Origin of the sequence: Nostoc parmelioides FACHB-3921, assembly GCF_014696625.1 — a bacterium.
GTDB classification, from domain to species: domain Bacteria; phylum Cyanobacteriota; class Cyanobacteriia; order Cyanobacteriales; family Nostocaceae; genus Trichormus; species Trichormus parmelioides.
This window is the reverse complement of sequence record NZ_JACJQL010000059.1, coordinates 1-21,573: the sequence shown is the minus strand read 5'-3', so window position 1 is coordinate 21,573 and position 21,573 is coordinate 1. Positions and strand designations below refer to the sequence as shown.

Annotated in this window: 19 protein-coding genes; 15 read left to right on the top strand and 4 right to left on the bottom strand. The window is 41.8% G+C overall.

The window, feature by feature from the left end; translation table 11 throughout:
* From H6G14_RS25840 to H6G14_RS25820, 5 genes are all read left to right on the top strand, one after another.
* The gene (locus tag H6G14_RS25840; RefSeq protein WP_199326292.1) at positions 1-1,698 is read left to right on the top strand and encodes a hypothetical protein; all 1,698 of its coding nucleotides are present in this window, start codon (positions 1-3) and stop codon (positions 1,696-1,698) included.
* A 104-nt stretch (positions 1,699-1,802) separates the two neighbouring features.
* Positions 1,803-2,639, top strand: coding sequence for a BRO family protein (locus H6G14_RS25835; protein ID WP_190570908.1), 837 nt, complete (start codon positions 1,803-1,805; stop codon positions 2,637-2,639).
* 16 nt (positions 2,640-2,655) lie between these two features.
* A complete protein-coding gene (locus H6G14_RS25830; protein ID WP_190570906.1) occupies positions 2,656-3,762 on the top strand; it encodes a CBS domain-containing protein in 1,107 nt (368 codons plus the stop codon).
* A 7-nt stretch (positions 3,763-3,769) separates the two neighbouring features.
* Positions 3,770-3,913 (top strand): hypothetical protein, encoded by a 144-nt coding sequence (locus H6G14_RS25825; RefSeq protein WP_190570904.1) that lies wholly within the window; start codon positions 3,770-3,772, stop codon positions 3,911-3,913.
* A gap of 191 nt (positions 3,914-4,104) precedes the next feature.
* The gene (locus H6G14_RS25820; protein ID WP_190570902.1) at positions 4,105-6,252 is read left to right on the top strand and encodes a KAP family NTPase; all 2,148 of its coding nucleotides are present in this window, start codon (positions 4,105-4,107) and stop codon (positions 6,250-6,252) included.
* 8 nt (positions 6,253-6,260) lie between these two features.
* On the opposite strand, the gene H6G14_RS25815 is transcribed toward H6G14_RS25820, so the two are convergent.
* Complete coding sequence (locus H6G14_RS25815) at positions 6,261-7,178, bottom strand: restriction endonuclease (protein ID WP_190570900.1); 918 nt, start codon at positions 7,176-7,178, stop codon at positions 6,261-6,263.
* Between the two features lie 158 nt (positions 7,179-7,336).
* On the opposite strand from H6G14_RS25815, the gene H6G14_RS25810 reads away from it, so the two are divergent.
* A complete protein-coding gene (locus H6G14_RS25810; protein ID WP_190570945.1) occupies positions 7,337-7,654 on the top strand; it encodes a hypothetical protein in 318 nt (105 codons plus the stop codon).
* Here H6G14_RS25810 and H6G14_RS25805 read toward each other — a convergent pair.
* A complete protein-coding gene (locus H6G14_RS25805; RefSeq protein ID WP_190570943.1) occupies positions 7,623-7,874 on the bottom strand; it encodes a hypothetical protein in 252 nt (83 codons plus the stop codon). The two genes, H6G14_RS25810 and H6G14_RS25805, sit on opposite strands and share 32 nt — an antisense overlap.
* A 160-nt stretch (positions 7,875-8,034) precedes the next feature.
* On the opposite strand from H6G14_RS25805, the gene H6G14_RS25800 reads away from it, so the two are divergent.
* The gene (locus H6G14_RS25800) at positions 8,035-8,436 is read left to right on the top strand and encodes a VOC family protein (RefSeq protein ID WP_190570898.1); all 402 of its coding nucleotides are present in this window, start codon (positions 8,035-8,037) and stop codon (positions 8,434-8,436) included.
* A gap of 109 nt (positions 8,437-8,545) precedes the next feature.
* Here H6G14_RS25800 and H6G14_RS25795 read toward each other — a convergent pair whose 3' ends face one another.
* The gene (locus H6G14_RS25795) at positions 8,546-9,436 is read right to left on the bottom strand and encodes a transglutaminase domain-containing protein (RefSeq protein ID WP_190570896.1); all 891 of its coding nucleotides are present in this window, start codon (positions 9,434-9,436) and stop codon (positions 8,546-8,548) included.
* 494 nt (positions 9,437-9,930) lie between these two features.
* A complete protein-coding gene (locus tag H6G14_RS25790; protein ID WP_190570894.1) occupies positions 9,931-10,857 on the bottom strand; it encodes an SAM-dependent methyltransferase in 927 nt (308 codons plus the stop codon).
* A gap of 291 nt (positions 10,858-11,148) precedes the next feature.
* On the opposite strand from H6G14_RS25790, the gene H6G14_RS33705 reads away from it, so the two are divergent.
* The 8 genes from H6G14_RS33705 to H6G14_RS25750 all read left to right on the top strand — a co-directional run bounded on the left by H6G14_RS33705 (position 11,149) and on the right by H6G14_RS25750 (position 21,471).
* Complete coding sequence (locus H6G14_RS33705) at positions 11,149-11,511, top strand: hypothetical protein (protein ID WP_242053610.1); 363 nt, start codon at positions 11,149-11,151, stop codon at positions 11,509-11,511.
* Between the two features lie 163 nt (positions 11,512-11,674).
* Positions 11,675-11,851 carry a hypothetical protein gene (locus H6G14_RS25780; RefSeq protein ID WP_199326291.1) on the top strand — a complete coding sequence of 59 codons (177 nt, stop codon included), beginning with the start codon at positions 11,675-11,677 and terminating at the stop codon, positions 11,849-11,851.
* 12 nt (positions 11,852-11,863) lie between these two features.
* Entirely contained in the window at positions 11,864-12,034 is a 171-nt protein-coding gene (locus tag H6G14_RS25775) for a hypothetical protein (RefSeq protein ID WP_242053605.1), read from the top strand.
* A gap of 12 nt (positions 12,035-12,046) precedes the next feature.
* Positions 12,047-12,289, top strand: coding sequence for a hypothetical protein (locus tag H6G14_RS25770; protein ID WP_190570892.1), 243 nt, complete (start codon positions 12,047-12,049; stop codon positions 12,287-12,289).
* 1,384 nt (positions 12,290-13,673) lie between these two features.
* Positions 13,674-15,851 (top strand): bifunctional DNA primase/polymerase, encoded by a 2,178-nt coding sequence (locus H6G14_RS25765; RefSeq protein ID WP_242053598.1) that lies wholly within the window; start codon positions 13,674-13,676, stop codon positions 15,849-15,851.
* Between the two features lie 867 nt (positions 15,852-16,718).
* Positions 16,719-17,153: a hypothetical protein gene (locus H6G14_RS25760; RefSeq protein ID WP_190570890.1), complete on the top strand. Its 435-nt coding sequence runs from the start codon at positions 16,719-16,721 to the stop codon at positions 17,151-17,153.
* Positions 17,154-17,705: 552 nt separating this feature from the next.
* On the top strand, positions 17,706-19,292 hold the full coding sequence (locus H6G14_RS25755) for a group II intron reverse transcriptase/maturase (RefSeq protein ID WP_190570887.1): 1,587 nt from the start codon (positions 17,706-17,708) through the stop codon (positions 19,290-19,292).
* Between the two features lie 568 nt (positions 19,293-19,860).
* Positions 19,861-21,471 (top strand): hypothetical protein, encoded by a 1,611-nt coding sequence (locus tag H6G14_RS25750; protein ID WP_242053594.1) that lies wholly within the window; start codon positions 19,861-19,863, stop codon positions 21,469-21,471.
* Positions 21,472-21,573: the final 102 nt, after the last annotated feature.

Here is a 21,573-nt window from a genome sequence, read left to right as displayed (position 1 = left end):
ATGGTTAATCAAACAATATCAAATCCTTCTGCTCTATGCACAGAAAATAATGCTGTTATTGGCAATTACACCGTTAAAACAGCATCAACCCCTGATTACAGCATTCTCAACGCCAGCATTCAAGAAACGTTCACTGCCATTGACCGCTTCGAGTGGCAGGCTGTGCGTGAGATTCTCCAGATGCGTGACCAGGAACTATACCTTGAAGCAGGCTACACCGATTTTAAAGAATACTGCCAGCGTGAACTATACGCTTGGGGTGGCTACCGAAGAATTAACCAACTGCTAGGTGCAAAGAAAGTCATTGACACAGTTGGCGAATTAGGCGAACACATCAAGAATGAACGTCAGGCTCGTCCCTTACTGCGTCTGGTTAAGGAACCAGAAAAACTTAAGGAAGCGGTGGCAATCGCACTGCAAGAAAACCCTTCCCCCAGTGAATCAGACTTTGCGGCGGCGGCTCAGAAAGTGGTTCCTCAACTGCCACGTAAAAAAATTCAGGAACCATTGGTTCCCAAAATCCAAGAACCAATGGTTCCTGAATTTCCCACAGTCAAGGTTACGTCACCAACTCACCACAGACATGGAGAATCGGGAACAATCGAAGCAGACCCCCCAAACCACTGGCAGCAGATTGTAACTTTTGCTGATGGTAGTAAGGAACTGGTCAATAATGCCGATTTGGATGCACCAAGTGTTCCATTCTCTACCGAAAGAACTTATCCCAAAGAGTATGCTGAGGCGATCGCCCAGATTAGAGAACAGCACCAGCAGGAATTGGAACGGCTGGAGCAAGAATTGAGGATTGGTCTACAGTCTCAAGCCACAGCCAGAGCCGAAGAACAGGTACAACAAGAACTTGCCTCACTACAGCAGCTATTCCAACAGCAAAAACAGCAGAACATCGAGTTACAGCAACGCTTGGACGAGATGGAAGCCTTGAGGCAGTTGGAATATGACAACCAACAACTCAAACAGCGTATTCAGGAATTGGAAAATGCTGTACAAGAACGGCCTACCCAAGAGTGGGGCAATACTCTCACCAAGCAAGCGGCCAAGGCACTAAATAAAGAAGTGAAGCGATCGCTAGACAAAACTATTGACCTGCGATCGCTGGCACAAGAACCACCCAAAGAAAACGCCCAGGAATGTCTGAGGCTGATGGGTATAGCTTTGGGTAATCTCGCCAGTGCCATGAACAATACCCAAGCCCTGCAAGCTGCTGCTTTGCTTTTAGGGAGTGAGCCGACCCCAATTGCGATCGCATATCGTGCGGAACAATTGCAACTGCTACCCCAAGCGGTGAGCGAGATTCGGGCTGTGCTGGCATCGCCTGCGTGTAGCTGGTGCGACTATTTGAGTGTGGCGCAGGAATACGAGGTTATCAAAGCCGACTACTGGGCAGAGTTAACCACCGAAGAGATAGAACTGATCACCGCTTTGGAGAAAACCGAATCCTCCAAAATTACGGAACCAATGGTTCCTCACGAAACCCCTGCCGAGTCTGGTTCTTCGGATGGTGAAGTGATTGGCTTGGGTTCTATCGTTGCCCATGCTGACATTTACTGTGCTTTGTACAACGCCAGAGGTGAAGTTATCGAAGACATTGGGGATGAGGTTTGGGTGGCTTGGCAGCATTGGCGCGATAGAGGCAAGAAGACAGACCGATATTTCAAAGACGAGTTGCGCCTGTTGTAACCCGCAGATTGTGATTTTTTAGACATCGATTGCCGAACAACCGAAAAATAAAACCCAGCCTGAGCGTTGGGTGATATTTCCATGCGTCAAAATTTGGAGTCACTATGAATGCAATCACATCAGCCCAATCTACACATAGCCCTTTTGACCAAATCAGAAAAATTGATGATGACGTTACTGAGTATTGGTTGGCAACCGAATTGTTAACCTTGCTGGGTTATCAAACTTGGAAACGAATTAAAGACACCGTTGAAAGAGCAAAAATCAGTGCCAAAAATTCAGGGATAGACTCATCCTGCCATCTGGTCGATGTCGTCCAAATGGCGCAAATTGGCACATCCCAGGCATTTAGAGAAGTGCTGAAAGATTACAAGCTCTCACGGCACGCTTGTTATTTGGTGGCGATGAATGGCGACCCACGTAAGCCTGAGATAGCAGCAGCGCAGAATTACTTTGCTTTTAAAACTCGTGAGGCTGAGTTAGCCCCACAGTCCCAAGAGTTATTGTCACAACTGCTCTCAAAAATTGAACAGCAGAACAAGGTCATCCAAGAACAAGGTCAGGCGATAACTTCGTTAAGCTCCGCTAACGCCGAACTACAGGCCCAAGTTCAAACCCTGCTGCCACCATCATCTGACTTCATTCCCCCCGGCTGGGATGCTGAAGTGTGGAACCAGTTACCCCCACAAGATAAACGCCATTTCCGCTTTCTCTTCCGTCGCCGCAACTTCCAACCCTCAGCGCAAGGACAGGAGAAACCCAAGGCACTCTCCGCCATCAGTACCGACCAAATGAAGCAGAAGCAACGCGATGAAGTAGCGCAGTTAGTTGGTAAAGTATCGCCCGAAGAGAAACAGCAGTTACAAGCCGCAAAACTCCAAGCACTCAGAGAATTTTGGTCACAGGCTCCCCAAGAAGACCAAGAAAATATGCCGTTTTAGACATTGGGTTAAAAATATGACCAGTAAATTAATCACTCCAGAATCCCCTCTGTTGGTTCCGCCGCTACTGGCCGCAGAGATTGGTTTAACCGAAGCAATGATACTCCAGCAGATTCATTACTTCTGCCAAATTTCCAAGCATATCAAGCGTGATGGTAGACGCTGGTTTTGGAAAACGCTCAAGGATTGGGGGCAAACACTGCCATTTTTCACCACATCAGCAATTAGAAGAGCGATCGCTAACTTGCGGGATAAATTTAAATTGATTGATGTCTGCCGTCATAGTGAGAAAACTTGGTATCAAGCAAACTGGTTCACCGTTAACGTCGAGAACGTACAAGTCTTGTGGAATCGCATTTGTCAAAATCAGCAAATCGATGTGAGCGCTTTAGAATTATCGAACTGCTCACAGGAGGCAGATCATAACAAAGACTTCCCCTTCAAAGACTTCGCTTCACAACAACACTCTGCTGTTGAGCCTCCTAAAAGTGAGAAACTGGAAAACGAGATTTTGGACTGTGACCAGGAACCAATTTGCAAAACCCCAGAGTTAGAGCTACCCCAGACTACTCACTTCGTTGATAAACCAGGACAGGTTGACTCGACTAACGAGACAGACCATCATGGGGGCAATTCTTCCGCCGCCGTGTCAGGTTTTCATAACGAAGACTCTGGTGATGATGATTACACTGAGCCACAAGAAAAGTCAGTACAGCCTAGTCAACAGGAGGTTCAAGAGGTATTAGAGCAATTACGAGAAATACCCTGTACCCCGCAGTTTCGGCTAAACGGAGAGATTCAGCGTACAGTCAAGCGGTACTGGGAAAATGTACCAGAGGCGATCGCATATCTCAAGGAGGCAGTACGGACTTGGAAGGGGATCAAGTCACCGGAGGCTGTGTTTGTGGCTGCTTGCAAGGAGGGGAGGAAACCGGAGTCGGCGCAGGCTAAATCTGGTGCGATCGCTTGGTTTAAGTGGGCAAGGAAAGAGAGGATTGTGATTGCTATGTCGGGTGAGGTGGTGTATACGCCGGATGGGGAGGCTGTGGCGTTGGCGGAGATGATGCGGCGATATCCGGTGATTGAAGATGGCAGAACAATTGCTCTAAAATCCAGGGGATAAGTTTCTGATGGAATGTTGGGCTGACGACCCTGCTTTGCAGATTGTGATCAAGAAATTGGTGATTAAGTGTCCGCATTGGGGTCTTGTGGCGGCGGATGGGGTGCTGGTGAGGTGGGAGGAGAGTGATCGCTATCAAAAAGAAAGAGTGTAGTTTAGCAGATGCTCCTACTTTAATGCTGTAAAGATCCGTCACTATTCTCTATATTAGCTTTGATGTCTCAGCGTTTCAATTTGCATCTGCACGATTATTTAGCAAAACTTAATTTTGTTTCAAAATTACTGTATAGCATGATAAAAATTTAACACTGTAACCAGTGAAAATTTTCATGTGAGCATAACTTTATGTTTGAAGGGCAAGATAGCTTCAGTTTGGAGCCTGATACTCTAAATATTTTATCGGCAGATAAACCTCTAAGTGACCCGAAAGATGACAAATTAGGTTATGCTCCATTTGCCAAAAATCTTGCAGAAAGCATATGCAAAATGTCTCCACCAGATGGATTCGTAATAGCGGTTTATGCCCCTTGGGGTTCAGGTAAGTCAACTTTATTAAATTTCATAATACACTATCTCAAGCAAAAGCCAGAGCAGGAACAGCCAATAATTGTGCCGTATAATCCTTGGTGGTTTTCAGGGCAGGAAGACCTTACCAAAAGCTTTTTTGAGCAATTATCAGGCGTATTATACGAGAAATGGCAATCCCTTGGGAGAAAATTTAAAAACCAGATAGAAAGTTTCGCGGAGAGAGTTTCTACAGTTCCAGGTTTATGGACAAAAGGTTTTGCTGCAACAGTAAAAACAGTGATTAGTCCAAAGGATATACATAAATTAAAACAAGAAATAGAAGAAACACTAAAAAAGCAGCAAAAGCGTATTTTGGTTGTTATTGATGATATAGATAGATTGACTGCTGAAGAGATTAGACAACTGTTTCGGGTAATTAAAGCAGTTGCTAATTTTCCAAATGTTGTTTATCTTTTACTCTTTGATAAAGAAGTTGTTGTCAAAGCTCTTGAAGAGGCACAGAAAATATCTGGAGAAGCTTACCTTGAGAAAATTGTTCAAGTTTCTTTTGAACTACCTCTTCCTGATAGGATACAACTTTCTAGACTATTCTATAACCAAATTATTAAAATAATATCTGATACACCAGAGGAACTATTTCAGCAAAAATATTGGATAGATATTTATTGGCAAGGAATAGAACATTTTATTACTACACCTCGTAGTATAGTGCGTCTGATAAATACCTTGATGGTGACATATCCAGGAGTTAAAGGAGAGGTTAATTTCGTTGATTTCGTTGCTATTGAGACTATTAGGCTATTTTGCCCAACTGTATATAATATCATCCGTAATAATCCTGATTTATTTACTTTTGGAATTAGATTTTTAACGTTATCAAGCATTATGAGTGATGAAAAATTAAAAGAATTTCATAATAATTGGATTAATCAAATTAACGAAAAAGATAGAGAGGCAGTTAAGTTTATATTGACGAAAATTTTTCCAAAAATAGGTAGTGCAAATGTATCTTGGGGAGATAGCTATTTACAAAATAAACGAAGATATCTTCATATATGTAGTGCAGATATATTTCCTATTTACTTTCGTTTGACAGTACCTGAAGGTGATATATCTATTTCTGAAATGCAAGCTATATTAGCTTTAGCAAATAATTTTCAGTCTTTTGGAGCGAAACTTGTAGAACTATCTGCTCAAATACGCCATGATGGTATAAGTAGAATTGGAGTATTTCTAGATCGTCTAAGAGATTATGTTGACAAAGATATTCCTTTAGATTGTATAGAAGCAATCTTACAGGCTTTTTTTGAAGTTGGGGATCTACTTTGGAATGTTGAAGATGAAAAAAACTCTTTTGCTTCTGTAGGTAATGAATATGAAATAGAGTTTTTAATCAATCAGCTCCTACAACGGATTGAAAAGGTAGAACGAGAACAACTTTTGAAAACAACCATATTAAACGGTTACGCAATTGCAACAATAGTACAGCAAGTTATTTCTTTAGGTTCGGAACACGGAAAGTATGAAGATACGAGAGATAAGCCTGAAGACCAAAGAATTTTAAATACACAGCAATTAGCAGAAATCGAAAAGCTTGCTTTGAATAAGGTGCGCGATGCTGCACAAAAAGAAAGTTTACTTAAAGCACCAAAGCTACGTCAAATACTAGCTTTTTGGCGTGATCAAGGTAATGTAGAAGAAGTTCAACAATGGGTGAGAAAAGTTATTAAAGAAGACCAAAAATTAATTCGCTTATTAGAAAACTTTCTTACTTTAGCACAAGGTTACAGACTTGATCCTCAATGGTTATCATTTTACTTAAGTACAGATGAGATAATTAATAGAGTTAAAGATTTAGCTAACCAAAGCCAATTAACAGAAAATCAAAGGATTGCATTAAATCAATTTATTAAAGAATATGAAATGAGACAGCAAGGGGAAAACCCAAATCATCCATTTGTTTAAAAAACTACTTAACTATCCGTAAAATAATCTGAATCAACTTTCTTGACTTCATACACAGCAAATGGTGTAATACCAACATTATTTTCAATCATCAACTGAGTTAGTATTTCCCCATCAATCAAAATAATTTTACTGTCAATTCTTGAAACATAATCTCTAGCTTCACTTGTAAATGTTGACGTTGTTATAAACACCCCCTTTCTAGCGCGAAACCCTTGTAAAGCACCAGCAAACTTTTGAATTTCGGGACGACCTACAGAATTTTCCCAACGTTTAGCTTGAATATAAATCACATCTAAACCAAGACGATCTTCATTGATAATACCGTCAATTCCGCCATCACCACTACGCCCTACTGTTTTACCGGCATCCTTGCGAGTACCGCCATAGCCCATTTTGACCAATAAATCGACTACCAGTTTTTCAAAGAAAGCAGGAGAGGAATTTTTAATTATCTGTAGTAAATCTGATGCTAATTCTTTTGTCAGTTTTTGGATAGCAAGCTCTACATCTTCTTCTGGTGTGCGAGTTGTATTGATTTCAGTTCCACTACCATTAGATATGCTTTCCTCTGATTGTTGAGTATAGTTTTGAAATTCTAGAAATTCTGGAAATTGCTTTAAAAACTTAGCATTAATCTCAACAGGATTAGCTTTAATAGTGTTAATGCCTCTATCAGTTATACGAAAATAGCCTCGCTTAGTTGATTCCACTAATCCAGCTTTTTTTAGATAAGTACGCGCCCACCCTACACGATTATCAAAAGTTTGTTGACGACCACTAGGTAGGAGTTCTTTTTGTTCATCTTCAGTTAATTGGAAGTGATCTGCCAAAGCCTCAATTGTTTCCTGTAGTGAGTGTTCTTTCTGGTCGATAGTAAATTTGAGTAACGGTAGCATTATCGCTTGGTAGTCAGGGATGGGCATACAGGCTTGTCAGTAGGAGTAAAATCTTACTGGAGGATAGCAATTTATACTTAAGTTGGCAACAGACTTTAAGGCTTCCTGTCTACACAAGCCCAACAAGCTTATAAATGAGCCAGTAAAGTTATTGCTCTTAGCAGAAAACCCGACCCTAGCGGATAGTGAGCCAAAACTATATGCGATCGCTGCTTGATCCGATGGAAAAAACAGTACAGCCCAGCCAACAGGAAGTACAAGAGGTATTGCAGCAGCTACGGGAGATCCCTTGTACTCCGCAGTTTCGGCTTAATAGGGAGATTCAGCGTACAGTCAAGCGGTATTGGGAGAATGTGCCAGGGGCGATCGCTTATTTGAAAGAAGCGATACGGACTTGGAAAGGGATCAAGTCGCCGGAAGCTGTGTTTGTGGCAGCTTGCAAGGAGGGAAGGAAGCCGGAGGTGCAGCAGGCTAAGTCGGGTGCGATCGCGTGGTTCGAGTAGGCGAGGAAGCAGAGGATTGTGATTGCGATGTCGGGGGAAACTGTGTACACGCCGGATGGGGAAGCAGTGGCGTTGGCGGAGATGATGCGGCGGTATCCGGTGAGGGAGTAGGGTTGTTGATCTGTTCAAAATTTTGAAATGATGGAGTGATTTGTGGAATTGCAGAAGCAAATGTAGTACGAGGATGAAAAACGTTAGTACCATTACCAAAATCATCCAAAGGTTAGATTTTTTCTCAAATATTTTTCTTTCTTCAAAAGACTTGTATTATTATGTAGCATATTTAGAAAAGTGATCAATTTTTGACAATTTTCCTAATTGATTGAGCCGCCATAATACAAATTTTTTACTTTTGGCTGAACTAACAAAAAGAAGTATTTATGCAAATTATCGCTTCAGCAATTTCACTAAATGTGGATGATGTCACCGCATCGGCTAACTTCTTTGAGCAACATTTTGGTTTCAGAGAAGAAATGTCCGCCGAGGGTTTTATTTCGCTCTCTAGACCGGATGCTGGGTTTAACCTAATTTTTCTCCAGACTGGGCTAAAAACTTTCAAACCTATCCAGATGCGCGGACATCGAGCTGATGGTTTATTGATTGTTTTTGTAGTAGATGATATTGACCAAGAATACCTGCGTCTTCAATCAGTTGGTGTGACAATTACAACGGCTATCGAGACTGAAGATTGGGGTGAACGTTTCTTTCAAGTCACAGACCCAAACGGTGTTGTAATTCAACTCGTCCAATGGATCACCGAAAATGTAGAAACACCAGTATAAATTGTACCTTTGTGTCTACGATGAATATCAACCTATCCTGTTCCTCGACTGATTTGGAGATACTACGACCTTGAGATGAGCAGCCTGATGTAAATAAAACCACACTGGCTTATATCGTTTCTGTACGGTTCAGTATTGAATTGAAAACTGTTTTTGGTACGCGCAGGTTGCTATTTTCGGCGTAGAATTTGTATAGTTCATGGAATGACTCATTGGGGTCATGCGAAAGCGCGGCAAGCTTGTCAAAAAACTCCAGATGCTCATTATCAATCTGCTCATCCAGTTGAGGCTGTACACCCCAGATATCCCAAGGTAGCATCTCCATCTTGTTGAGTGCCGCAATATCGCGCACTAAGTTTCCTGCAACGAACCACAGCCCGTGTAAGTTGGCGAAAGAGATACCAAACTTTGATGCGTCGGCTTCGCCTGTCCGACATTTATCCCAAGCATCCCCCGCAACAAGAAAACGATTTCGTGGTACGTCAAGTATGTCAAAGTTGAGCTTCAGCTTCTCGCGCCAAACCTCATCGAGTTGAGCATCAATGAGAATCCAGCGTTTTTGGGTGGTATTCCAATATTCACAGACCCAGTGATCCTCGAAGTAGCCAGGATTGAAGTAGGTAGCAAATCCACAACGCAATCGAGCAGAAAAGCCCAAAGCTTGTAACATCGACAGTAGAAGCAGTGAGAAGTTGCGGCATCGGCAAATTAACCGTTTTTCGACTGGTCGGGCAACAGTGAGAGGCCGAGCGTCAACTGCAAGCAGACACCCCAACATCTTCTCTATGGAGCGAATATGAATTTCATTCTGGCGTTCCTTGGGGATAGTGAAATTGTAGAATTCGGGTGCGACAACATCATAAACCCCAAGCCCTTGTACGATGCGGACAAGACTCTCGACATCGTTTGGCAGCGTGTTGAGCATGGATGCGAATTCACCAGCAGATGTCATTACGCCCTGACGTGAGTAAAAATCGAGTATTCGTTGCTGGAGTATCATGTATTTTTCTCCTGCGTTCACTCAGATGCTTTAACTAATTTAAGTCGGAATTGGGTTTGAGAATCTAGGGGTAGTTATGCAACCTTCGGTAGCTATTGATTTTGGAAATTTGCGAGTTTGATTACCCCTGCAAATATTGCACATGGCTTAACTGGTGACAAGATAGCTAAACAGCTTGTTTCATATCTGCGCGTTCGCTTATTTTTAAACCTGTTTATCCGGGGCAAGTTGTCACTGTTTGCAAAAACTAAAATTGCCAAAGGCTGAAACAAATTCTTGTGTATCAGATGTTAAATTGATTGTGAGCCATACTTATTCAGAGTGATGAAAAACTGCTTCAATTGTAGCAAGTGTAGGTTTTGGTACAGTATTAGCAGCGATCTCCTACGCCATCACAAAGTTTTATACCCAGTAGCTTGCTTACTTAACTTGGAGAGAAATTTTTTTGCTCATGCTGAGATTTCCTTTGTATAAATTCAATTAGCAGTAGATTTTCACATTCGACGGCCAGCCACAAGGGCGACAACAGCATCAGGTGGACTCGGTAGAATGCGAATATCCACAAATCCAGTCTCCCTCAACAGAGTCTCGATTTGAAGCGGCGACATCAGAGAACCACCCCAGAACACAGTTCGCAGTCGGACGAGGGATGCGGTTACGGAATCGTTACCAGGATTAGCCATCGCAAACAGAAGCCATCCACCAGGACGTAAAGCACGGTAGACATTTTCACAGGCTGTAAAAATCACCCCTTCGGGGATGAAAGCACTAGGTAGCCAAGCGAGATCGAATTGGTCTGTATCGGAAAAAGCTTCTACTGCCTGTTCTCGTAGTTGGATGCGCTCTGCAAGACCAGCATTTTGTACGTTTTCCTGGGCCAGGATGACAGATGGTTTCCAGGGGTCGATACCAACTATCTTGAGATACGACCACAAATTAGCCATTGCGATCGCTAGACCAGCAGTACCAACACCAACATCAAGAAACGACCCATTTGGAGAACCTAGACGCTGGGAAAGCCCATCGAGGCTGGGTGCGATTTTGTGTGTCAATACTTCTGCAAAGCCAGCAGAGACTTCACCACCTGCCTGCAAAATGTCGGTTTCATCGTGAGTCCATACCAGTCCATCGTTTGCCCGTGAGAATAATTTTGCATCTAACAGCATATTGAAGCGGATATCTGCAATTATTTGGCGAAGGATTGCTGTGCTTGTTTCCTCTACCATGTCGCCAATACCCAACGCATCAATGACTTCATCAATTTGAACTTGAATCTTGGGCTGGAGTGGGGTTCCTGTCACTCGTGCGTTGAGGGTTGCGCCGAGAACTGCCAGGATGGTATTGGAACGAATGTGGTTATTTACGTATTTGCGGAGGTTTTGACTGGGATCAGGTTGTTTACCTTTTGCTTTACTAGTCAAAGTTAAACCTCCTAATTAATATTTCTAAATCGATACTTGCTCTTATTGGTATTTGCTTAACAACATTTTCAGGTTAGCTAATTCCGGAAAATTGACCTTTTTTGAATTGGAGCGAAGCGACTTGACGCTCCCACGGTTTAAAGCGTGGGATTCTTGCTTCATTCAGTCAACTTGTCTAGAGGAGTTTCCCCACCTAGATAGAGGTCGTTCTGTCCACAAGCTTTAGATACCGAACCACAAGAAAAGTCAGTACAGCCCAGCCAACAGGAAGTAAAGGAAGTATCGCAGCAGTTGAGAGAGATTCCTTGTACTCCGCAGTTTCGGTTAAATGGGGAGATTCAGCGTACAGTCAAGCGGTACTGGGAAAATGTACCAGAGGCGATCGCATATCTCAAGGAGGCAGTACGGACTTGGAAGGGGATCAAGTCACCGGAGGCGGTGTTTGTTGCGGCTTGCAAGGAGGAGCGAAAGCCGGAAGCACAACAAGTTAAATCGGAGGCGATCGCATCCTTGAGGTGTGCATCGCCCTCACCTATGGAAAGCACATCAGAACTTGAAGACTCGCCTACTGCGAATGACTGTACATCACTAGCGCTTGTGGATGATGCACAGGGTGAATTTGCTTTGTTGATAGTGTTGGCTGACAGTATATAAATATAGTAGCTAAAATGATACTAATTTGGTTTCACTTTGTTACTAAAGTGGTGTCATTAATTTTAATAATATTTTGAAAAAATATGAAATTAAGTGATACTAATGTGGTATCAAATTAGTGAGAGTAGGGGTAATTCAATCTAATGTAGATATAGAAAAAATTATGATTACTTTCATGGCCCGTCAGAAAAAACCGACAACAAATAGGACAACGCGATATTTAAATGACATCGTTGAGGCTCTGGACAAATACGCAGAAGACCAAATGATTAGTTCTAATGCGGCGGTAAATAAAATTTTAAAGGAGCGGTTAACGGAACTGGGATACATCCAACAGTAATGGTTGCCAAAAGTGACGGAGGATAATCAACCAAACAAACCAGATGATGATTTTGATCCAGTGACAGACCCAAGAGACTGGTCAGCAGCCCAAACAGAATTAGCTTGTTTTGCTCTTGCCAGAAGCAAAGGTAAGCGGCTGGTGAAAATCATCAATACTAAAAAACCGCCCTTGCATTTTTGAGGACTACCCCCAATGACACCTGTAGCTACCCAAATCCCAATCACTGCAATCATTCCTATACTGACTGCTATCGGCGATCGCCAATGGCAGCAGTTTAAAAACTTAGAAGCAGATTTTGTGATTCACTATGGAGTGGAAGTCTGGGAAGAAGTGTTTAATTTCCGTGTTCTACCTGCACTAGACAAGGATTCTAATCGTTGGTTGCTAGTTCACTGGTGTGGAGAAGGGATTAACTGGGTTAAAGATGTTGCTTAGTGAGCAGTGATCGCCAGGGCATGGACGCAACGCTATCGCTGACTATTAAGCGGGTATACAAAAAATAGGTTCATTACAGCATGAGTAAGACGTTCTTAAAGTTACTTAATATTTAGGAGGGATATTTAAAAAAGTGACCAGTCTGTTCCAGGGGCGATCGCTGTTTGTATGTTGTAATTGTTTAAATTTCCGTTTGAGTATTTGTAAGCGTACAAGACTAGGCAGACAAATCTGTTTTTATACGGTCGAGCCGCTTTTCGTGCTACTCTAGCGAGAGTAAGTCTGCACACAAAACTGCAATTAGTCTTTACAAGGGAGGTAGTAACGACCAAAACAGAATATTTAAATAATCAAAATAGATGTGAGTCGTTTTAGAACAGTTTCGGTGACATAAAGACTGCCAGGTCAAAACACCAAATTGTTCCCAACAAACGAGGACTCACCACTCGTAACCTACCTGTTGCCAATATTAGCACACAGGAAGGGACAGTTTATGCTTTTTTTTGGACAAATAGTAAAAAAAGCATCTACCGCAACAATTAATCCCAACTCTGAATTAAAGCTGAGTATTGGCAAAAGCTATTAAGTCAAAAGTAATTAAGGGATGATTTTCCGGCTAGATGCCTCGCAGAAGAGGATAACGTCGTGAATAATGGATTTTTTGTATCAAAAACTGGAATTATTACCCTAAAAAGAACACAGAGGGCTGATTGCGGCTTTATTTACCATGCACGAATTAGCGTCAAGGCTTACAGCCGTCGCTCTTAAAGGTTGTGTCAAGGAAGTAAAAAAAGAAATCGGCTAGCTGCCCACACGCCAGACATACGTTTAGCGGTTAACGACTAACCGTAACAATTTTTTATAAGCAATTTCAATGTAGCAATGTCTGGGTCATAAAGGCAAAATTAGTGCAATTCAAATCAGGTGCATCAACCCTCTAAAACTAACCATGAGAGTATCAAACGAAGAAATACCGGCATTTTCACCAAAAAAAATTAATTTTTGAGCGAATGGGAAATTATTGGTTGATAGCAGTTGGTGACATTTGAAGAAAAGACCGCTAATGAAAGCTCTAAATGAGGGGATAGGGTGTAACAAGCAAGAAGGATTGAAGGTATTAAATCAGTGAACAGTGAACAGTGAACAGTTATTACAGTTTCGGTCGGAGATTTGAACCCGACAGAAACACGCCATTTTTAGAAATAGGGGACTTTAACTCCCAACGAAAAAATTAACTGATAACTGATAACTGATAACTGTTGAGTGTTGGGTCTAGAGAAAAATTCTCCACCCCACCCCGAAAATCCCACACCTTCAAAGATACACCCCAAACCTCAAAAGTGTGGGTAGCTCCGATGAACCAATCATCATCGGAGAGAGAAAAATGGCAAAAGCCAAAACAAACAAAGCATTACAATCTGTATTAGAGCCATTAGAGCCATTAGGACAAAGGTTTATAAAATACTTCCATCACGGCTGGGGATTCATTTACGCCCCCACGCCAAAAAGTGGTGAACGCCCACAGTGGCAAACAGAAAACCGCTACCCGATACAGCCGCGCAACCTGTGGCAACAATACATAAACCCAGATGTGATGCTGGGACTGCGATTTGCCAAAGAAACGAACTATCTAGTAATAGACCTAGACAGCAAAAGCCAGCTACACCCATCAAACAGCCGAATAAAATACCAGGAACTACTAGCAAGCCTAGAAGAAATCGGCTTATGCAGACCAATACCGATACAATCAAGCGATAGTGGGGGACTGCACATATATTATTTCTTGGAAGAAAAACAACATTCATACACCCTAGCCTGTGCAATGAAGCAGACGTTAGAAGCAGCAGGATTCAAAATCAAAGGAGGAGAACTAGAAATATTCCCTAACTGCAAAGTGTACAGCAAAGGCAACCCCAGTAACTTTAACGCCCATCGCTTACCCTTACAGACAGGCTCATACATACTAGACGATTGCCTAGAGCCGTGGTCAGACGACATAGAAGACTTCCTCAACGCCGCCGACTGGTCAGCGTCCGGGCAAGACTACGAAGCATTAGCCCAAGCACTAATCCAAGCCAGTAATAAGAAAATCGTAAAATTCCCGTACCGTCAGCGCAGTGCAGCAGAGCAATGGAAGCAAGACCTAGAACAACGCATAAGTGAAGGATGGACAGGACAAGGACAGACAAACGAACTGCTCAAAGACATAGCGTGTTACGGCATAGTATTTCGCCAATTAAGCGGACAGACATTAGTAGATCATATAGTGATAACAGCCTGTCAATCCCCAGGATATGTAAACTGGTGTCGCCACCAACAAGAAATAGAACAAAGAGCCAGAGAATGGGCAAGGTGCTGTGAAGGATTCTATACCCCCTATGCAGGCATACCGCAAAGAGCAAACAGTTATAAAGAACAATTCGGCAAACTAGATGAGAACAAAGTCATCAACCTGCACCCTAACGAACAAAGGCAGCAAGAGACAATAGATAGGATTCGTGCGATAGTCGCACAGCTAAAAGAAACTTTAACATTTCCAGAACGGACAAGCGATCGCGCATTAGCAATAATAGCCGCTTCCATTGCCGAGTATGGCAAAGGAGTAAGTCAGACAACCCTGCACAAGCCAATCTACCTACCGCTATGGCATCCAGACCACGAAGAAAGAACCGACACAAAACAGCGTGTAAATGATTGCCCAGAGAGTAACACAGCGAATTTAATCACCCAAAAATACCCCGAAATACCAGACCCGTGGTTAGAAAAGTCAGACGCTGAAATCCAGACAGAACAAGAGATACAAGAGCAGATAGGGCAAATTTACACACCCCCCCAATATATGAAGGTTTTGTACGGAAGAACGGCTAAGGCGTTGCTGGTAGCAACGCCAATAGCTGTTCTTTCTGAAGAGCAAGAATATTCTTTCAGCTGTAATTCCAGCTCTAATGTAATTTCTAATTCTTCAGATACCATTTCTGATTCTTTAGAGATTTCAAATCTTACCAATCATAAGCAAAACCAATGGGAGTTTTCCGGCGGCGAACCGATTGATGAAAATAAGCCAGACTTATCAAACGAAGAAATGATCGCTGGTTTAGGCAATGCCGACGTATTAACAATCGCCAATAGCGATGTTGATAGCGTCTGTAAAAACACTTTACAGAGGGAAGATACTCCAGAAGGCCAACCCTCTGTACCAGTTTTTATATCAACAACCACACAGCCGAACCTCGAAAGTGAAAATTCAGTACCGATTGCTGTAGAAGCGGATGAGCCACTTGAACAACCAACCTTTAGCCCAGAAGATTACCGTCAAGCAATCCGACTGAAACTTCAGGCTACTGCTCAAGCACGTCATTGGGTGAAATTATACTGCACCATAGAAAACTTATCTTTAATGCCCCAGGAGCGAATCAAGCTAGAACATCTGGCCATACGCCTGCTGATGCTAGAATCGCCATCGCAGATTTTACAACAGGAAGCACAGCAATGGCTCTCCAGTAACCCCTGTGACTTCGAGATGGCAGAGCGGTTAAAACAAAGCAAGTCGTGGAGAGGATAAGTAACCGAAGAGGCGGAGGGGCAGGGAGCAGGGGGAGTAATCCCTGCCCAGTAGCCGTGAAGCGGAGCGAAACATACAAGCCTCGCCCTTACAGGGCGCTCTTGCTGGGTCGGAGTACAAGCTCAGTCCCAGTTTTCCCTCTTGCTCCCTGCCCTCTTCTCCCCTGCTTCTTTTGACCTATTTGCCTTTGCAAGTACAGCAGATTTCACAAACTTTAATAGCAAAAATGTCTTTAAATTTTGTATAGAGAATAGTCAATGAAAGAATGCTCAACCATATTCTTTCGCGTGGGTATGAAAGCAGAAACTAATCAAGCCAATAGTACCCTTTTTAGAAAAGTGAGGGGACAAATTTGTTTGGACAGTCACAACAGTAGAACTATTAGTTGGGAATTGTGACTAAAATTAGCTTTTTTGAGATTTTCGTCCCAAAAAAGATATTTATATCCTGAAAGTGGGAAATTTGACATCAAAGACTGTATTTTAATTGCAGAGTTCGCATAAAAGATGTTAAAAAGATAATATTAGTCCTAATAAAAGGACTGTAACAAAAGTATATGAACCAGCTTGAAGTAAGATTTATTTGTGTAGGAATAAAAAATAAAGAGCGGTTTTTACATAATTGAAGTAACTTGTCAAGAGTTGTGAGTAATTACATCGTGATTTAAAGCAGTTTGAGTAGTAAATAAATATATAGGAAATTAAATTAATATTGCTAAAAATGTTTTGTTATAGTTAGTTGTAATAGAGTTTTTTTATTGTTCCTTTGCAGAATAATTTAGTTAAGTTGGTAAGAGAAGTTTATTTCTAGTAGTTGGAATTTGTAAAAGCAAAGGACAGTTAAGCAAATTCACCACTCCTCTTCCTTATGGAAATAAAAATTTTCCCTTGGACTTTGGCTAGGCTCAAAGCATCTACATCAGCAGTAGAGCGAGCAGATGATAGAGTAAGAAAAAATCAAGCCCAAAAAAGCTTATTTAAATCATGTTTTCAAGTACGTTGGCAATTAGTTTCAGTCGGAACTACGCTTTTAATAGCATTGCAAACTAGAGCAGCTAGAGCAGATTCAATATTTAGCAACGCTCAAAAAGCAATGACCTGTGTGATTACTAGCGCCTCATCTGGTGGAACTATTAATAATGCAGTATTGACTAGCTTGCCAATGATTCTGTTCACATCACTGACTATTGTTTTGTTTGGCTACTTCTGCTTCTCCGTTTATCAAGGAGTGGCTTCTTACGGAAGAGGAGAGGAAGTCAGTAACGTTATACAAGTGCGGTTCGTTCTTGCTAAGAGCTTCTAGAAAATAGAAGGGTATGAGCAAGGTATATTTTGAAAGCTACTTTCAAAATGTATAACTGTTCTTTTGATGTAGGTGAGCTAAGTAACATAGAACGGCAAGCCCTACCCTTGAAGAGGTCAAGTGACTCCCTACCTGCCCACAGTGACCATACTCGGAATTATGGAGGCTGAAGCTGGGAACAGGACGCAATCAGTTGTAAAACAAGCAGGTAACAACACTGGCGTTAACGGGGAGATGGCATGAGTAAACAAGTCCTAGAAAAGTGTCTTAACGTTAAGCTGCAACCTGGAATCAAAATGCAGACTTCATCTTCTATATTCCCGCAGCAAAACTGTATATTAGCTGCAATACCTCAAGGGGAGAAGATAGGCAAAGTGGACTGCTCTAAACCATCAAATCAATCAAAAGAACGGAACGAATAAAAACGCCATAGAGGTCTAGGGGAAGGTCGAATCCCTGGTAAGTATGACGAGATACAGAATTCCTCTATAGCGGGTAGGACAGAGCGTAACTGCTCTGAGGTGTTCAGAAAACGCGATCTGGGAGTAAAGCATGGTTAGACACAGCGCCAAAGCTAGTGAACTTTGGAAATCACTACCCTGGAAGAAATTTCGGGCGAACCTTTTCCGCTTACAAAAGAGAGTGTTTAAAGCTGTTCGAGTAGGAGACAAGCGCAAAGCTAGGTCACTACAAAAGCTGATTCTGAAATCCAAAGCAGCTAGGTTTCTGGCGATTCGTCAAGTAACTCAGCTAAACGCTGGTAAAAACACTGCTGGTATTGATGGTAAAACTGCCTTAACTCATGAGGAGAGATTTAACCTCGAAGTGCTGTTAAGACAGCAAGATTGGTATCACAACAAACTCAGGATGATATCAATTCCCAAGAAAGATGGTTCCATCAGATACCTCAAGATTCCCACTATTGCGGATAGAGCTTGGCAATGCCTAGCGAAATATGCACTAGAGCCAGCACACGAAGCAACTTTCCATGAACATAGCTATGGATTTAGACCCGGACGCTCTACCCATGATGCCCAAAGTCAGATAGCCAACTATCTAGCATCCAGTAAAGGAGGCATCAACAAGAGAATCCTTGAGCTTGACATAGAAAAATGCTTCGATAGGATAAATCACTCCACCATAATGTCCAACCTTATCGCCCCACAAGGGCTAAAACAGGGAATATTCCGAGCATTAAAGGCAGGAATAAACCCAGAATTTCCCGAACAAGGAACACCTCAAGGTGGTGTGGTAAGTCCATTATTAGCAAACATCGCCTTAAATGGTATCGAGGATTTACACCAATACCACGACTGCAATTATAAGAAAATAACACCAAGTACACCGGAAAGGAACATCAAGAAAGCTTGTGTAAGATACGCCGATGATATGGTGTTCTTCTTAAGACCAGAAGACGATGCAGAAGAAATACTTGAGAAAATCAGCCAATTCCTAGCACAAAGAGGACTAAAGATCAGCGAGAAAAAGACCAAGCTAACCGCCTCGACAGATGGATTTGACTTTCTAGGCTGGAATTTCTATGTACAGCAAAACGGAAAGTTTAGATGTGTTCCCTCAGAGGAAAACTACAAAGCATTCCGTAAGAAAGTTAAGAAAATCGTCAACTGCTCGAATTATGGTGCTAAGGTGAAAGCCGAAAAACTTGCGCCAATAGTTAGAGGATGGAGACAATATCATAAGTTCTGCAAAATGGATGGGTCACGTTTCAGACTATGGCACACCAGAGATAGAGCTTTTAGAGTATTCAACAAAGAAACCAAACAGGATAGGCACTCAGCCGAAAAACTCACACAAGAGGCATTCCCCACGGTTCCTTACTCCGAAAACGCCCATATCAAAGTCAAAGGTAATAAATCGCCCTTTGATGGAGACTTAACTTACTGGAGCAAAAGAAACAGTAAATTATACGACGGCAGAACCTCAAAACTATTACAAAAGCAGCATCATACCTGTGGATACTGTGGATTAAGTATGCTCTCAGATGAGAGGGTACACCTACACCACATAGACAATAATCATAATGACTGGAAGGATTCAAACCTGATAGTAGTACATGAAAGTTGTCACGATTACATCCACATGAGCAAAAGAGGAAGTGAAATTTATCCAATTCCCTAGCGTGAAATCCCGTAATTAGGTGATAGGGAACAAAGATAGAAGGTAACTAACCCCTAAGAACATCGGAAGCTGGATGAAATGAAAGTTTCACGTCCAGATTTAACTGAGAGGTGCGGATGATAATACCTCCCATCGACTCAACCCAGCCAATTTTCACCTTTATATCAGTGATATTGATTGTGGTGTTCCAGTCATTGCTGTTTGGTGGTAACGCAGGCTGTACTCAGGGTTAAAGAATTGAGGATTCAGAACTACCAAATATTAAATTTGGTGAGAGAGTTAAACCCGTTTATCAAAACAGAATTCAGTTTGGGAATGTTGTACAACTGATGAATAAATAAGTGGGTTTAAGCTCCTTACTCAATCCCTGATTCAGTGGTCTACTATTCGGGAACACCCAAGGCGAATACTTAGTGGAGGATTTAGACCCACCACTGATTAATTCTGATTCTTGAATTCTGAATTCTCCAAAAATTCGTCCTTGATATAACTCATCCATAATCCTCTTTTTGATAAGGGGATATGGATACTGATGTGCATGAATTTTCTCAATAAATGCTGAAGCTCTATGAGAGAAGAAATCAGAAAAGTCAATCAGAGCTTAGGTGAAAGTCCAAAGTTTGGCCCATTTACAGGCAGACAGTTTGTAATTTTTGCAGGTATATTCTGTATAGTATTCGGACTGCTGTGTTTAATAATCGGGTTGGATATTTTTTGGGGTCTAGGCTTTGCATTTTGGTCTAGTTTTTCAGTAGCATTACTATCAGGAGATCAACCATACATTTATTGGTCTAAAGTTTATCCAATTGTGCCAAAATGGACGAGAGGTTATGCTACTTACACATCACCACAACTTAAGAAAAAAGTAGGTGCTAGAAAAGTAAAACTAACACGTTCATCAAAACCGAAAACTCTCAATCCGTTTGAAGATTGGTTAGATTTAACAACCATAGTCAGACTGAAAAAAGATGCTTACACAGTTGGAGCTTACTTGTTGAGTAAAAAGAATCTGACTGATAGTAATAATACTCTGCAATTAATTTTTGGATTCTCATGCACAGGGATTCATCCCCTATTCAACTCAGAACAAGAAATAGAAGCAGTAGCAAAAATTTTTGAAAGTGGTTGTAAAGAAATCCCGCCAGGAGAAAAAATCACCTTTAGATGGAGTTCCTTCTGTGATGATAGTGATGCTGAACAGTATTTGATGCAGCGTATCAACAATTCATCTTCGTTAGAATGTGAATTTCTAGATTGGGGAAGACTAGCCAGGACACAAAAGCTAACAAACCAGAGAGCGCGTAAGGACATCAAACTAAACATTTACTGGTCATTTACCGTAACCTCAGAAGCCCTAGAAACTTCAGACCCAGTAGATAAGTTTTTGGCGAAATTAGCCAACTTCGTACAAAGGAGGTTTACAGATTCAGGAGTGAATCAACTAACCAAAAAGCGATTCACTCAGATTTTAACTAAAGCTTTGGAAGCCTCATTAAGATACCAGCAGATTCTTACAGAAATGGGCTTAAATCCCCAACCCAAAACAGATAAGGACTTATGGCAAGAGCTTTGTAAAAACATCGGAGCTAAAACAGTAATCGCTCCCCATACCCTGGTATTTGATGAACAAGGTGTCAGAGAAGAAATCGACGAAAAAGCAGTATTTGATAAACCAATCGAAATTATCAACCAGCCGCACTTAAGCTCAATCATCTTGAACAACGGAGTACCTTTTGCTGATAAGCGCTGGGTATGTTTACCAACAGGAGAAAACAAGAAATTTGTGGGAGTAATGGTACTGACCCGCAAACCAGAAATCTTTGCCTCAACCAAACATCAAATTCGGTTCCTGTGGGATTTATTCTCACGCAACAATATTTTTGACGTAGAGATAATCACAGAATTCTCCCCGGCTGACAGAGGAATAACCCGTGCAGCCCAGCAAATGATTACCAAACGTTCCAGAGCATTGGACTTAAATGTGCAGCAGAAAAAATCAATAGATGTTTCAGCCCAAATAAATGTCGAACGTTCCGTCGAAGCCCAAAGACAACTGTACACAGGAGATGTACCATTAAACTTGAGTTTGGTAGTCTTGGTTTACCGCGACACACCAGAAGAAATAGACGATGCCTGCCGATTAATTTCTGGTTACATATCACAACCCACAGAGCTGTGACTTGAACGAAAAAATGAGCCAAATTGTGAACAATAAAATGAGCCATAATTAACGGCAAAATAAGCCTTATGGGAAAAAGCGAAATAAAACTTTGCAATCAAA

Excerpts from the sequence above, each read along its gene's own strand:
- H6G14_RS25825 (WP_190570904.1), top strand. The coding sequence starts at position 3,770 with ATGGAATGTTGGGCTGACGACCCTGCTTTGCAGATTGTGATCAAGAAA.
- H6G14_RS25765 (WP_242053598.1), top strand. The coding sequence starts at position 13,674 with ATGGCAAAAGCCAAAACAAACAAAGCATTACAATCTGTATTAGAGCCA.
- H6G14_RS25755 (WP_190570887.1), top strand. The coding sequence starts at position 17,706 with ATGGTTAGACACAGCGCCAAAGCTAGTGAACTTTGGAAATCACTACCC.
- H6G14_RS25760 (WP_190570890.1), top strand. The coding sequence starts at position 16,719 with ATGGAAATAAAAATTTTCCCTTGGACTTTGGCTAGGCTCAAAGCATCT.
- H6G14_RS25820 (WP_190570902.1), top strand. The coding sequence starts at position 4,105 with ATGTTTGAAGGGCAAGATAGCTTCAGTTTGGAGCCTGATACTCTAAAT.
- H6G14_RS25770 (WP_190570892.1), top strand. The coding sequence starts at position 12,047 with ATGACACCTGTAGCTACCCAAATCCCAATCACTGCAATCATTCCTATA.
- H6G14_RS25835 (WP_190570908.1), top strand. The coding sequence starts at position 1,803 with ATGAATGCAATCACATCAGCCCAATCTACACATAGCCCTTTTGACCAA.
- H6G14_RS25795 (WP_190570896.1), bottom strand. The coding sequence starts at position 9,436 with ATGATACTCCAGCAACGAATACTCGATTTTTACTCACGTCAGGGCGTA.
- H6G14_RS25840 (WP_199326292.1), top strand. The coding sequence starts at position 1 with ATGGTTAATCAAACAATATCAAATCCTTCTGCTCTATGCACAGAAAAT.
- H6G14_RS25830 (WP_190570906.1), top strand. The coding sequence starts at position 2,656 with ATGACCAGTAAATTAATCACTCCAGAATCCCCTCTGTTGGTTCCGCCG.
- H6G14_RS25780 (WP_199326291.1), top strand. The coding sequence starts at position 11,675 with ATGATTACTTTCATGGCCCGTCAGAAAAAACCGACAACAAATAGGACA.
- H6G14_RS25750 (WP_242053594.1), top strand. The coding sequence starts at position 19,861 with ATGAGAGAAGAAATCAGAAAAGTCAATCAGAGCTTAGGTGAAAGTCCA.
- H6G14_RS25800 (WP_190570898.1), top strand. The coding sequence starts at position 8,035 with ATGCAAATTATCGCTTCAGCAATTTCACTAAATGTGGATGATGTCACC.
- H6G14_RS25815 (WP_190570900.1), bottom strand. The coding sequence starts at position 7,178 with ATGCCCATCCCTGACTACCAAGCGATAATGCTACCGTTACTCAAATTT.